Raw genomic sequence first — 13,366 nt, 5'->3', positions numbered from 1 at the left:
GGACCACCCATGCGTCCATTCCGCATCGACATCCCCGAGGCCGACCTGGCCGACCTGCACCGAAGGATCGACGCCACCCGCTGGCCGGACGAGCTGCCCGGCACCGGCTGGGAGCGCGGCGTGCCGCTGGGCTACCTCAAGGAGCTGGCCGACCACTGGCGGCACGGCTTCGACTGGCGGGCGGCCGAGGCCGAGCTGAACCGGCACCCGCAGTTCGTGACCGAGATCGACGGCGCCGACGTGCACTTCCTGCACGTGCGCTCGCCGGAGCCGCAGGCCGTGCCGCTGCTGCTGACGCACGGCTGGCCGGGCTCGGTCGCCGAGTTCCTGGACGTGATCGGGCCGCTCACCGACCCCCGCGCGCACGGCGGCGACCCGGCCGACGCCTTCCACCTGGTCATCCCGTCGATCCCGGGGTTCGGGTTCTCGGGGCACACCAGGGAGGCGGGCTGGCACCCGTACCGGGTGGCGCTGGCGTGGGCCGAGCTGATGCGCCGGCTGGGCTACGACCGCTACCTGGCGCAGGGCGGCGACGCGGGCGCGGTGATCTCGCTGGAGCTGGCCAGGCTGGCCCCCGAGCACGTGATCGGCGCGCACGTCAACATGCTGATGGCCTTCCCCTCGGGCGACCCGGCCGAGCTGGCCGGCCTGACGCCCGCCGAGCAGGGGCGGCTGGCCGGGCTGGCCCGGTTCGACGAGGAGCTGTCGGGCTACATGAAGCTGCAGTCCACCCGCCCGCAGACGCTGGCCTACGCGCTCACCGACTCGCCCGTGGGGCAGCTCGCCTGGATCGTGGAGAAGTTCCACGACTGGACGGACTCCGACAAGTCGCCCGAGGACGCCGTGGACCGGGACCGGATGCTGGCCAACGTGTCGATCTACTGGCTGACCGCGACCGCCGGGTCGTCGGCGCGCTTCTACTACGAGGGCGCGGCGGGGCTGAAGATGGCCGCCGAGGGCCACCGTCCGCCGCCCATCACCGTGCCCGTGGGCGTGGCGGTCTTCCCCAGGGACATCTTCGTGCCGGTGCGCCGGCTGGCCGACCGGGACATCCCGACGATCAGCCACTGGACCGAGTTCGAGCGGGGCGGCCACTTCGCCGCCATGGAGCAGCCGGAGCTGCTGGTGGGCGACGTTCGCGCGTTCGCCCGCTCGCTGCGGTAGCCGTACCGGCGAAAGGGACGCCGGCGGGGATCCGCCGGCGTCCTTTCGTCGTTCGGACGGGGTCAGGACTTGAGCAGCGGCACCTGCGGACACTGCTCGGGGGCGGCGGCCGGCGCGGTGCCGCCGCCGCTCTGGCACAGGACCCGCAGCATGAGCGCGGGCCGCATGAGCGTCTGCGGCGGGTCCACGAGCCCGGCCACCCGCATGAACGCGGCCGTGACCGCGCCGTCGCGGGCCGCCGCTGCGTGCAGGCGCGCCATGTAGGCGTTGCCGATGCGCACCTTGGCGGTACGCCGCCCCTCCACCCCGGGGAAGGCGAGGTCGGCGCCGGCGGAGATGTCCCACGGGACGTCGATGACCCGCGAGATGTCCCTGAAGAAGGCCCGCCACGGCGGCACCGCGCCCGCCTGGAGGTGCCCGCGCAGGATCATCGCCTCCATGGCGGCGACGGTCATGCCCTGGCCGTAGACCGGGTTGAAGCTGCACACGCCGTCGCCCAGCACCAGCAGGCCGTCGGGGAAGGCGGGCAGGCGCTCGTAGCGGCGCCGCACGCTGGCCGGGAAGGTGAAGGTGACGCCCTCGTCGAGCGGTTCGGCGTCGCGGACGGCGTCGTAGACGTCGGGCACGGGCAGGGACTTGGCGAAGGCGAGGAAGCCCTCCAGATCGGCCGGCGGGTGGTCGCCCAGGATGCCGGTGAGGGAGAGCATGCTCATGTCGCCGGGCAGTTTGGGGAAGAACGCGCCGCGCGGGTTCGCCGGCGAGGCGACGGGGTTGATCGACAGGTCCTCGCCGTAGGGGTCGCGGCGCAGGCGGAAGTGGCGGGTGGTGTAGGCCAGGCCGATCTTGACGCGGTCCTCGTCCGGCCGGGGGAAGCCGAGCTCCTGGAGCCAGGCGGGGGTGCGCGAGCCGCGGCCCGTCGCGTCCACCAGCAGGTCGCAGGCCAGGTGCTGCTCGGCGCCGTCCGTCCCGCGCACGCGGACGCCGGTGACCCGGTCGCGGGCCGGCGTCGCGGTCGGCCCGAGGATGTCGGTGCGCTCCAGGAAGCGCACGTTGGGCAGGGCCGAGACGCGGTTCCTGACCTGCTCCTCCAGGACGGGCCTGGTGGCCGAGACGCTGATCAGGCCGGTGGGGGCCGGGCGCAGCCGGCGGCCGTTGAAGTACCAGCGCAGGCTGGTGGCGAGGTCGCCGGCGGGCACCCCGTCGTCGATCATCTGCTGGGTGAAGCCGGGGAACAGCTCGTCCAGGATCTGCTGGCCGCGGGCCAGCAGGGCGTGGGCGTGACAGCCGTGCGGCACGCCCCGGCGCGGGCCCGCCGCGCCGGTCAGCGTGTCCCGGTCCACCAGCAGGACCTCGGCGCAGTGCTCGGCGAGCACGCGCGCGGCCAGCAGCCCCGCCATGCCTCCGCCGAGCACCACCGCGCGCTGTGCGACGTGAGCGGCCATCTCAGTCACGCGGGCTGTTCTGGTAGGCGGCCAGCTTCCACTGCCCGTCACGGCGGACGGCCAGCCAGGAGGCGCGGACCGCGCGCTCGGGGGCGACCGCGCTCTCGCCGGCCGCCAGCACGCCGCCCTCGGTGGTCAGCAGGCAGACGTCCTCCGCGAGGAAGCGCAGGTCGATGGGCTGCCCGGTGACCTGGGTGCCCTGGTAAGGCCCGGCGAAGGCGTGGGTCATGAAGGCGCGGATCTCGGCCTGGCCCTTGCGGTACACGCCGGGCAGGATCATGGAGCCGTCCTCGGTGAAGACGGCGGCGAACGCCTCGGCGTCGTGGGCGGCCCAGGCGGCGATGATCTGCTGCGGCAGGGCGGCGACGGCGAGGGTCTGGTCGGGGGCCGACACGGTGGTCATGGCGATCTCCTTCAGATGTAGAGGGTGTCGGGTTCGAGGCCGCACAGAATCCGCCCGTACAGCTCGGCGTTGGTGTTGGGGTGCATGAGGGCGTGCTGGTTGACGGCGTGCACGTCGCGGGCGATGCGCTGGATGGGCACGTCGCTGTAGATGGAGGAGCCGCCGCTGGCGGTGGCCAGGATGTCGACGGCCTCCTTGGCCAGGCGGCAGACGGCGCCCATGTCGGCGCGGGCGCGTACGCGCTCTTCGATCGTCCACTGGGCGGAGCCGGCGTCCTTGGCGTCCACGGTGGCGGACAGGCGGTGGGCGTGGAACTCGGCCTGGTCGATCTTGAAGGTGGCCTCGGCGACCTGGAGGTGGGTCAGCGGGGCGGCGCTCTGGCTGGCGTACCCGGTGTAGGTGATCTTGCGGTCGGGCAGCCGCTCGAAGAAGACCTCGCGGGCGGCCTTGGCCAGGCCGAGCACGGTCCCGACCGAGGAGGCGGCGGCCACCGGCAGCAGCGGCGAGCGGTAGATCGGGGAGCCGGCGTTGGCGGCGTCGGCGTGCTGTCCCTGGAGGATCGCGCCCAGCGGCATGACCCGCGCGGCCGGGACGAACAGGTCCTGGGCCACGGTGCTGACGCTGCCGGTGCCGCGCAGGCCGGAGGTGTGCCAGTCGTCGATGACGGTCAGGTCGCTCATCGGCACCAGCGCCATGACCGGCTCGGGCTCGCTGTCCGGGCCGACGACGACGGCCACGATCTCCTGCCAGTGGCTGTGGTGGGCGCCGCTGACGAAGCCCCACTTGCCGTTGACCACGATGCCGCCCTCGGCGCGCACGGCCATCGCCGTGGGGCTGAGCGTGCCGCAGATGCGCACGTCGGGGGTGGCGAACACCTCGTCCTGGACGGCCTCGGGGAAGTGGGCCGCCATCCAGGTCGGGATCCAGTAGACCGAGGCCGTCCACGCCGCCGCGCCGTCGGCGCGGCCCAGCTCGGCGGCGACCTCGACCAGGGTGCGCGTGTCCGCCTCGAAACCGCCGTAGCGGCGCGGCGTCCGCAGCCTGAAGACGCCGGCCTCGGCCAGCGCCTCGATCGTCTCCTCGTGCAGCCTGCGGTTCTCCTCCGCCCAGGCCGCGTTCCTGCGCAGGACAGGGCCTGCCTCCGTCGCGCGGCGGACGAGGTCTTCCCGCGCCGGAGCACCTGTCATCAACACCATGTCCTCCCGGGACGTCAGTCGAGACACTGCTCCCTGAACGTCCCATTCGCCGGTTGACGGGCGCATCTTCCGGCGTGCGGGATTGCCGGGCACGCACGGAGATGCGAAGGTCACCGGCGCCGGGCGAACCTTGAGGGAAAACCCGAGACGAAGGGTTCGCGCAGCATGACAGCCGTCACCCACGCCCCCATGGCTCCGCCCGAGCCCGGGCTCACCCCCGACGAGATCGTCGCCAGGGCCGAGGCCATGGTGCCCGCCCTGGTCGAGCGCCAGGCCGAGACGGAGCGGCGCACCTACTACGCACCCGACACCCACGAGGCGTTCGCCAGGGCGGGCTTCTACCGCATCCTGGTCCCCCGCCGCTTCGGCGGCTACGAGTTCGGCGTGGAGACCTTCATGCGGGTGTCGATGACGCTCGCGCGGGGCTGCCCGTCCACCGGCTGGATGTACTCCTTCGGCGCGGCGCACACGCTGGCGGTGGCCACGCTGTTCGGCGAGCGGGCCCAGAGCGAGCTGTTCGCCTGCGGGGACTTCGTCTGCCCGGCCACGGTCGCGCCCGGCGGCTCCGCCCGTCCGGACGGCGAGGGCGGGTGGCTCCTCGACGGCACCTGGAGCTACTGCTCGGGAGCCCCGTACGCCACCCACTTCATGGGCCACGTCGTCGTGGACGGGCAGCCGATGTTGTTCGTCGCGCCGCGCGACCAGTGGCGGCGGCTGGACGACTGGGGCGGCCAGCTCGGCCTGAAGGGCAGCGGCTCGCACAGCATCGCCATGGAGGGCGGCCGCGTCCCCGGCCACCTGACGCTGCCGATCCACCTGAGCCAGGCCGTCGTCACCGGCGGCACCCCGGGCCGGGACCTGCACGGCAACCCCGAGTACGGCGGCGGCCCGCTCAGCGTCATGCTGCTCGGCAGCGCGGCCGTCGTGCTGGGCATGGCCCAGGGCGCCCTGGACGCCTACGAGGAGCTGATGCGGACCAGGACGACCATCTTCCCGCCGTTCACCACCCGCGCCGAGGACCCGGACTACCAGTTCTGGTACGGCGAGGCCGCCGGCATGCTCGCCGCCGCCGAGGCGGCCATGACGAACGCCGTCCAGCAGTGGAGCCGGACGTGCGCGGCGGGGCCTGCGGCGTTCACCAGGGAGCGGGACGTGCGCCTGGCCACCGTCAGCCGCGAGGTGGCCCGGCTGGCCTGGCGGGCCGTGGAGGGCTGCCTGTTCCCGACGGCCGGATCCAGCGCGGTCAGGGACGGCCAGCGCATGGAGCGGATCTGGCGGGACATGTCCACCACGCACAGCCACGCCGGGTTCGCGATCTACCTGGCGGCCCTGGCCAACCGGGAGCTGTCCCGCGCCCGGTTCGGCCTGGACTGAACCCGCGCACGACCAAGGCGGGCCCGGTTCCCCGGGCCCGCCTTCTCGTGCGCTCGGTGTCGTGCGCTCGGTCCCGTGGGCTCAGTCCACCAGGGCGGGCTCGTGGTCCGGCTGGTGGTGGCCGTCGTGCACGCCGGTGAAGGGCGCCACGCCGCGCAGCCGGACCAGCGCGAGCACGGCCAGCACGGCGCACAGGGCGGCGCTCGCCCACGCGACCGCGTGCAGCCCGGCGGTGAACGCCTCGCGGGCCGCGCCGAGCAGCGCCGCGCCCTGGTCGGCGGGCAGCTGCCCGGCCACGGTGACCGCGCCGGTGATGCCGTCCTGGGCGAGCGCCGGGGTGCCGGCGGGCGGGGTGAACGTGCCCCGGTAGACCGCGGTGCCGAGGCTGCCCAGGGTCGCGACGCCGAGCGCGACGCCGAACTCGCCGCCGGTGGCCACCAGCGAGGCGGCCGAACCGGCCTGCTCCGGCGGGCTGGTGCTCATCGCCACCTGGTTGATCATGCCGCCGACCGGCCCGACGCCGAAGTAGCACACGCCCAGGAAGACGATCAGCGCGGTCACCGCGCCCACGACGACCTGGGTGAGCAGCAGCTGCCCGACGACCGCGATCACCATCCCGCCGCCCAGCAGGTACGCCGGCCGCACCCGGCCGGCCAGCCGCGGGGTGAGGTTGATCGAGACGATGAGCGCGACGGCCGGGCCCAGCAGCCACAGCCCCGCCTCCAGCGGCGACATGCCCTCGACCGTCTGCAGGAACAGCGCGACCTCCATCCCGGTCCCGGTCTGCAGCGCCCCGCACAGCAGCCCGATCAGCACCGCGGCGGTGAACGCGCGGTGGCGGAACAGCCGCACGTCCAGCAGCGGGTGGGCCAGCGCGCGCTGCCGGTGCACGAACACCGCCCCCACCAGCAGCCCGGCGGCGACGGCGACGGCCGGACCGGCGCCCCAGCCGTCGCGGGCGACCGCCTTGAGCCCGTAGATCACCGGCAGGATCGCCGCCAGCGACAGCACGACGCTGACCAGGTCGATCCGGCCGCCGGCGGGATCGCGGAACTCCGGCAGCAGCGGGGCCGCGGCCAGCAGCAGGAGCATGACCGGCACGCCCATCAGGAAGACCGACCCCCACCAGAAGCGCTCCAGCAGCGCGCCGCCGACCACCGGGCCGAGCGCGATGCCCAGCATGAACGCCGTGCCCCAGGCGGCCATGGCCAGGCCGAACTGCCGGGGGTCGCGGAACATGACGCCGATCAGGGACAGCGTCGAGGGCAGCAGCGTGGCCCCGGCGACGCCGAGCAGCGCGCGGGCCACGATCAGCATCTCGGGGCTGGTGGAGAAGGCGGCCAGGAGCGAGAGCAGGCCGAAGGCCGCGCCCCCGGCCAGCAGCAGCCGCCGGCGGCCGATCCGGTCGCCGAGCGAGCCCATGGTGACCAGGAAGCCGGCGGTCATGAAGCCGTAGATGTCGGTGATCCACAGTTGCTGGGTGGCGTCCGCGCCCAGGTCGGCGCTGAGGTGCGGCAAGGCCAGGAACAGCACGCTGATGTCCAGGGCCACGAGCATCGTGGGCAGGAACAGCGCCACCAGCCCGAGCCACTCTTTCCGCCCCGCGCGCGGGGCGCCGTCGTCGGTCACGTCCTCACTCCTTGTTCCCTGGGTTCATGTGGTCAGCTCGATCCGCGTGTGGTCGCCGACCACGAGACGGTGGTCGCTGCGGCCGGGAGCGACGGTGGTGTAGCGCCCGATGAGCGAGCCGCGTAGGCCGCTGGCGGCCACGATGGAGGCGCCGTCGAGCACGATGGAGTCGGACAGGCGGGTGGAGCGCACCACGCAGTCGCGTCCGATGGAGGTGCCGGGCCCGATGTGGCTGTCCACGATCAGGGTGTCCGGGCCGATGATCGCCGGTCCCTCGACGACGGAGGCCACCACCCGCGCGCCGGGGCCGAGCACGACGTCGCCGCGCACCAGGCTGGCGGCGTCCACGTGGCCGGCGATGTCGCGGGCGAGCCGGGCCAGCAGCCGCCGGTTGCACTCCAGCACGTCATCCACGCGGCCGGCGTCGCTCCAGTAGCCGCGGTAGAGGCTCGCCCGCACCTCCTGGCCGGAGGTCAGCAGCCACTGGACGGCGTCGGTGATCTCCAGCTCGCCCCGCCGTCCGGGGACGATGCGGTCCACCGCCTCGTGGACGGCCGGGGTGAAGAAGTAGACGCCGGTCATGACCAGGTCGCTGCGCGGCTGCTCCGGCTTCTCCACCACCCGCAGCACCGCGCCGGTCTCGTCGGTCTCGACGACGCCGAACGGCCGGGGGTCGGCCACCCGGTGCACCACGATCTGGGCGGCCGGGCGCAACGCGTGGAACTCCTCGGCGATCGGGCCGATGCCGTCGGCCAGGACGCAGTCGCCGAGGTACATGACGAAGTCGTCGCCGCCGAGGAAGGGTCGCGCCAGCTTGACGCAGTGGGCCAGCCCCAGCGGGCGGAGCTGGCGGATGTAGGTGACGCGCGTCCCGAACCGCGAGCCGTCGCCGACGACCTCGGCGATCTGCGCCTCCCTGTCGCCGACCACGAGGCCGATCTCGGTCACGCCGAGCGCGCGCAGGCTCTCCAGCACGTGCTCCAGGACCGGTTTGTTGGCGATCGGGATGAGCTGCTTCGGCATGGAGTGGCTCAAGGGACGCATGCGGGTGCCGGACCCGCCGGACAGCACCAGAGCCTTCATGCTCGCCAGAATCCCAACGGCGGGCCCCCGCGGGCATCTCTGACAGTGCGCGATGACGGCGAAGAAGGGCTTGTCAGCCGATGCCCTCCACCAGCCCGGCGGCCGACGACAGGTTGTCGCGCAGCCGCTGACCGGCCCGTTCGTCGACCGTGTCGGCCAGTTCGTGCACCCGCGACAACGCCCGTTCGGCCGCGCTGGCGTCGCCGAGGGCGACCAGCACCTCGCTCAGCATCGTGAGCGTCTGCGCCTCGAACAGCGGCGCGCGCATCTGGCGGAACAGCGTGACCGCCTTGCGCAGGCGGCCGATCGCGTCGCCCGGCTCGTTCGCGGTGACGGCCAGCTCGCCCAGCCCGGCCAGGGCGTGCGCCTCGGCCAGGCGGTGGCGGGCGGTCTCGGCCACGGCCAGCGCCCGGCGCAGCAGGTCGCCGGCCTCGCGCAGGCGTCCCCTGCGCAGGTGGGCGATGCCGAGGCCGTGCAGGGCGAAGGACTCGCCGACGGTGTCGCCGATCTCCTCCACCAGCGTGAGCGCCTCCTCGAACGCGCCGGCCGCCAGCGCGAACTCCTCGGCCTGCAGGTGCACCCGGCCCATCCGGTGCAGGATCTGGGAGATGATGCGCCGGCTGCCGCCGCTCTTGCCGCGGACCAGCGCCTCGGCCAGCATGATCTTGGCGTCGTCGATGTCGCCGCACTCCGACCGGATGGCGGCCAGGTTGTCCAGCGTGTGCGCGGCCGAGATCTGGTCGCCGATGTCGGTGAAGATGGCCAGCGCCTGTTCCAGGTGCGTCGCGGCGGCGTCGAGCTGGCCGTTCATGCGTTCCAGGAACGCCAGGTTCCGCCGGGACCGGGCGATCTGCACGACGTTGCCGGTCTTCTCGAACAGCGTCAGGGCGGCCTCGAAGTCGCGTCTGGCCTCGCCGAAGTGCTGCTCGGTCTGGGCCAGCGTGCCGCGCACGCACAACATCTCGGCCTGGCCGCGCTCGTCGCCCGCCCGGCGGGCGGCCTCCAGGGCGATCTCCTGGATCTCGCGCCAGTCGTCGAGGTAGACGTGCAGCTCGAAGAAGGGCTCGGCGTTCATCGCGGTGCGCCAGCACAGCTCCACGAACCCGGCCTGGGCGGCCTGGCGGATGCCGGCCAGCAGCACGTGGCGCTCGCGTTCGAACCAGCCGATCGGGTCGGCGACCAGCCGCTCGACCAGCTCGGCCGGCAGCGGCGAGTCGGAGCCGGGCCGCAGGTGGGGGCCGGCGGGCGGGCCGTACTCACGCGTCCTGGCCGTCTCGGTGAGGCGGTGCAGCGCGTCGAGCACGCGGGCCAGCGCCGCGCTGCGCTCGGCGGGCGGCTCCTCGGCGGCCAGGCGTTCGTGGGCATAGACGCGGATGAGGTCGTGGAAGCGGTACTGGACGTTGACGTTCCTGCCGACGCCGGCGACCTCGATGAGCTGGGCGTCGACCAGGTCGTCGAAGAGGTCCTGGGCGTCGGCCAGCGGCCGGTCGAGCAGGGCGGCGCCGGTCCAGGCGGAGAAGATGTGCGAGTGCAGGATGGCCAGCCGGCGGAACAGGCGGCGGGCGTGCTCGGTGAGCGCGTCGTAGGTGAGCGACAGGCTGGCCCTGATGCCCATGTCGCCGTGCTTGAGCTCGTCGAGCCGGCGGGCCTCGTCGCCGAGCCGGTCCACGAGCTGCTCCACGGCCCAGTGGGGGCGCGAGGCCAGGCGGGCGCCGGCGATGCGCAGCGCGAGCGGCAGGAAGCAGCACAGCTCGGCCAGGGCGGCGGCCGACTCCGGCTCGGCCCGTACGCGCTCGGCCCCGGCGATGCGGGACAGCAGCTCGACGGACTGGGCGGCGTCGAAGAGGTCGACGTCCACGTGGGTGGCGCCGGCCAGGCCGCCGAGCCGGGTCCGGCTGGTGGTGATGACGGCCGAGGTCGGGCTGCCGGGTAACAGCGGCAGCACCTGGCTCTCGGCGGCGGCGTCGTCGAGCACGATCAGCATCCTGCGGTCGGCCAGCAGCATGCGGTACAGCTCGGCCCGCTCGCCGAGGGTGTCGGGCAGCGCCGTCCCCTGCACGCCGCAGGCCCGCAGGAACCGGTCGAGCACCTGCATCGGGTGGACCGGGCGCGAGACGCCGCCGTGCAGGTCGGCGAAGAGCTGCCCGTCGGGGAAGTGGGTGGCGACGCTGTGCGCGGCGTGCACGGCGATCGTGGTCTTGCCGATCCCGGCCCGCCCGGCGACGGCGATGACGGGCACGGCGAAGCGGCCGTCCCCGGCCAGGGGGACGGTCACCCGCTGCCTGATGACGTCGAGCTGGGCCTGCCGCCCGATGAAGTCGGCGATGTCGGAGGGGAGCATGCCGGGCACCGCGGGCGGACGGGCGGGCGGCTCGGCCTGGGCCGCCGCGGGGGGCGGCTGCGCCTCCAGGCTCTCGTCGGAGGTGAGGATGGCCGATTCGAGCTGCTGGAGCCGTTCGTTGGGCTCGATGCCCAGCTCCTCGACGATCACCCGCCGGGCGTCGCGGTAGACCTGGAGCGCCTCGGCCTGCCGTCCTGAGCGGTAGAGGGCGACCATGAGCTGGGCGGCCAGTCCCTCCCTGAGCGGGTGTTCCTGGACCAGCGCGGCCAGCTCGCCGACGAGCTCGTGGTGGCGGCCGAGGTCCAGTTCGAGCTGCACGCAGTCCTCGTTCGCGGTGACGCGCTGCTCGGCGACCCCGCTGGCCAGCGCCTGCACGGCCCTGCTGTCGATGCCGTCGAAAGCCGGGCCGCGCCACAACGCCAGCGCCTCGCGGTAGTGCTGGATGGCCTCGGGGAACAGACGTCCGTCGCGAGCCTTGCGGGCCCGGCTCACCAGGCTCTCGAAACGGCGTGCGTCGATCGCGTCGGCGGGGGCGCGCAACATGTAGCCCTGCCGGGTGGTGACGATCATCTCGGGGTGGCCGTGGGCGCTGAACAGGCGCCTGAGCGCGGAGATGCAGATCTGCACCTGCGCGCGCGACGTCGCCGGGGGGTCCTCGTCGTAGATCGCCTCGACGAGGCGGTCCAGAGTGACCGAGTGATTGGCGTTCAGGATCAGGACGGCGAGGACGATCTGCTGCCGCGCCCCGCCGAGATCGAGCTGTCTCTCGCTCGCAGTTACCTCGAGCGCACCCAACACGCGAAACTCCACCCGCATCCCCTCACACAAATCATCGCCCTCGGTCAAAGATCTTTCCCGACGCGACCGGAATGCGGGCGTGATTGCCATGATGAGTGGCGTAACTGGTGCTTACCCCTCAAAAGTTTCTGCCATGGTTGGGTGGATGGTACAACGCCCTTGGGTATGTGGCCAGTTTTGGAGCGTTTCAGGGTGATCCGTGTTGCCTGTCACCGTCAGCGCTGAAAGGCACCCTCGATCAGGCCCCACGGCCAGTCCATCGTGCCGTTGACGGTGTCGTGCTGGCCGGCGGACGGAACGGCGTGCGCGGGGGCCGGTGCGGCGGCGACGGCGGCGAAGCCGGCCAGCGCGGCGAGCAGCAGGGCGAGGGTGAGACGGACGCGGGCGGTGATGGCGGTGGTCGCGGTCATTTCGATCTACCTCCGGTGATTACCGCGGTTCTCGTCCGCGGCTTCGGAAATGACGCTCACACGACCCGCAATTCGCGCTTTATCCATCTTCTTTTCACCGGACATCAGTGCACGTTGGACGCTGTGCACCCCCACCCCCGCACCCGCCGGCGATAGCGGGGATAGCGCGAAATAAGGCGGCCGCCTCTTTTCGCGATCGGCGGCGATCGGACGGCGATAGCACGGCGATAGCGGCCGGAGGTCCGGCGGATAGGCGGCGGCGCAAGCCTTGGGCGCGAGCCCGGGCGGCGCGACCTGCCGCCGTCCGGGTGGCCATGTGCGCGGACGGCCCGCGCGGACCACTCGGAGAGGTTCGATGGGAATAGCGGTGCAAGCCCAGGACGCGGTCTACGGCCGGGGTGCGGCTGACCTGCACGTACGCCTGGACCATGACGCCGACGGGCATTGGGTGCTCGAAGCCGAGACCCGTACGGATCAGGACGGATCGGTCAGCGAGTGGGCCGACCGCCCGCTCGACCGTGGCCTGTACCGCATCGTGTTCGCCACCGACCCGTACTTCGTCGGGCTCGGGCTGCGGCCGGCGTATCCGGAGATCGTCGTCACCTTCCGCATGGTGGACGAGACCGCCGTGAACCACATCGTCGTGCTGATCTCGCCGCATTTCTCGACCGTCTATTTCGGATCGCTCAGCTGAGGGACAGTGAGGCCGGACATGAAGATCAGCCGCTATCGACCCTTCCCCAGGATGCCGCTCGGCGACCGCGCCTGGCCGGACGCCGAGCTCACCGCGCCGCCGCGCTGGTTGTCCACCGACCTGCGGGACGGCAACCAGGCGCTGCCCAGGCCCATGGACCCCAGCCGCAAGCTGGTGCTGTTCGACCTGCTGGTGGGCATGGGCTACAAGGAGATCGAGGTCGGCTTCCCGGCGGCGAGCCAGGACGACTACGACTTCGTCCGGCTCCTGATCGAGCGCGACCTCATCCCGGACGACGTGTGCGTGACCGTGCTGACCCAGGCGCGCGACGAGCTGATCGAGCGCACGGTGGAGAGCGTGAGCGGGGCGCCCAGGGCGACGATCCACCTCTACAACGCGACCTCTCCGCTGGCCCGGCGGCTGGTGTTCGGGATGAACCGGGACGAGTGCAAGGACCTGGCGGTCCAGGGAACCCGACTGGTCATGAAATATGCCGATAAATTACTCGAAGAGGGTGATGTTCGGTTTCAGTACTCGCCTGAGCATTTCCACGACACCGAGCCGGACTTCGCGCTGGAGGTCTGCGCGGCCGTCATGGACGTCTGGCAGCCGGGCCCCGACCGGCCGATCATCCTGAACTTCCCCACGACCGTCGAGCGCTCGACGCCCAACGTGTTCGCCGACCAGATGGAGTGGCTGCACCGCAACCTGCCGCACCGCGAGCACGTCTGCCTGTCGGTGCACACGCACAACGACCGCGGCACCGGGGTCGCGGCGGCCGAGCTGGCGATGCTGGCCGGCGTCCAGCGCATCGAGGGCTGCCTGTTCGGCA

10 protein-coding genes and 1 pseudogene are annotated in these 13,366 nt (G+C 72.7%); 4 read left to right on the top strand and 7 right to left on the bottom strand.

Annotated elements, in window-relative coordinates:
* The first annotated feature begins 9 nt into the window (after window positions 1–9).
* Window positions 10–1,164: an epoxide hydrolase family protein gene (locus AB0J71_RS46580; protein WP_352359654.1), complete on the top strand. Its 1,155-nt coding sequence runs from the start codon at window positions 10–12 to the stop codon at window positions 1,162–1,164.
* A 62-nt stretch (window positions 1,165–1,226) separates the two neighbouring features.
* On the opposite strand, the gene AB0J71_RS46575 is transcribed toward AB0J71_RS46580, so the two are convergent.
* From AB0J71_RS46575 to AB0J71_RS46565, 3 genes are read right to left on the bottom strand one after another with little or no spacing between them, the layout of a single operon-like run.
* On the bottom strand, window positions 1,227–2,606 hold the full coding sequence (locus tag AB0J71_RS46575) for an FAD-dependent oxidoreductase (protein ID WP_364420699.1): 1,380 nt from the start codon (window positions 2,604–2,606) through the stop codon (window positions 1,227–1,229).
* Between the two features lies 1 nt (window position 2,607).
* A complete protein-coding gene (locus AB0J71_RS46570) occupies window positions 2,608–3,009 on the bottom strand; it encodes an SgcJ/EcaC family oxidoreductase (RefSeq protein ID WP_352325986.1) in 402 nt (133 codons plus the stop codon).
* Window positions 3,010–3,020: 11 nt separating this feature from the next.
* Window positions 3,021–4,196, bottom strand: a complete 1,176-nt coding sequence (locus AB0J71_RS46565) for an acyl-CoA dehydrogenase family protein (RefSeq protein WP_352325985.1) — start codon at window positions 4,194–4,196, stop codon at window positions 3,021–3,023.
* A gap of 174 nt (window positions 4,197–4,370) precedes the next feature.
* On the opposite strand from AB0J71_RS46565, the gene AB0J71_RS46560 reads away from it, so the two are divergent.
* Window positions 4,371–5,579 (top strand): acyl-CoA dehydrogenase family protein, encoded by a 1,209-nt coding sequence (locus AB0J71_RS46560; protein WP_352325984.1) that lies wholly within the window; start codon window positions 4,371–4,373, stop codon window positions 5,577–5,579.
* A gap of 81 nt (window positions 5,580–5,660) precedes the next feature.
* Here AB0J71_RS46560 and AB0J71_RS46555 read toward each other — a convergent pair whose 3' ends face one another.
* The 4 genes from AB0J71_RS46555 to AB0J71_RS46540 form a co-directional block, all read right to left on the bottom strand.
* Window positions 5,661–7,208: an MFS transporter gene (locus AB0J71_RS46555; protein ID WP_364420671.1), complete on the bottom strand. Its 1,548-nt coding sequence runs from the start codon at window positions 7,206–7,208 to the stop codon at window positions 5,661–5,663.
* 24 nt (window positions 7,209–7,232) lie between these two features.
* Window positions 7,233–8,291 (bottom strand): glucose-1-phosphate thymidylyltransferase, encoded by a 1,059-nt coding sequence (locus AB0J71_RS46550; RefSeq protein ID WP_352325982.1) that lies wholly within the window; start codon window positions 8,289–8,291, stop codon window positions 7,233–7,235.
* A 73-nt stretch (window positions 8,292–8,364) separates the two neighbouring features.
* On the bottom strand, window positions 8,365–11,430 hold the full coding sequence (locus AB0J71_RS46545) for a BTAD domain-containing putative transcriptional regulator (RefSeq protein ID WP_352325981.1): 3,066 nt from the start codon (window positions 11,428–11,430) through the stop codon (window positions 8,365–8,367).
* Between the two features lie 215 nt (window positions 11,431–11,645).
* Complete coding sequence (locus AB0J71_RS46540) at window positions 11,646–11,840, bottom strand: hypothetical protein (RefSeq protein ID WP_352325980.1); 195 nt, start codon at window positions 11,838–11,840, stop codon at window positions 11,646–11,648.
* A 367-nt stretch (window positions 11,841–12,207) separates the two neighbouring features.
* On the opposite strand from AB0J71_RS46540, the gene AB0J71_RS46535 reads away from it, so the two are divergent.
* Together AB0J71_RS46535 and AB0J71_RS46530 are read left to right on the top strand one after the other, a co-directional pair.
* On the top strand, window positions 12,208–12,534 hold the full coding sequence (locus tag AB0J71_RS46535; protein WP_352325979.1) for a hydroxyisourate hydrolase: 327 nt from the start codon (window positions 12,208–12,210) through the stop codon (window positions 12,532–12,534).
* An 18-nt stretch (window positions 12,535–12,552) separates the two neighbouring features.
* Window positions 12,553–13,366: pseudogene (locus AB0J71_RS46530) on the top strand (2-isopropylmalate synthase); the annotation flags it as partial.

It is taken from the genome of Nonomuraea sp. NPDC049637, assembly GCF_040675235.1.
Classification (GTDB): domain Bacteria; phylum Actinomycetota; class Actinomycetes; order Streptosporangiales; family Streptosporangiaceae; genus Nonomuraea.
Note: the sequence above shows the minus strand (reverse complement) of the source record. Positions and strands in the feature narration are given on the sequence as shown.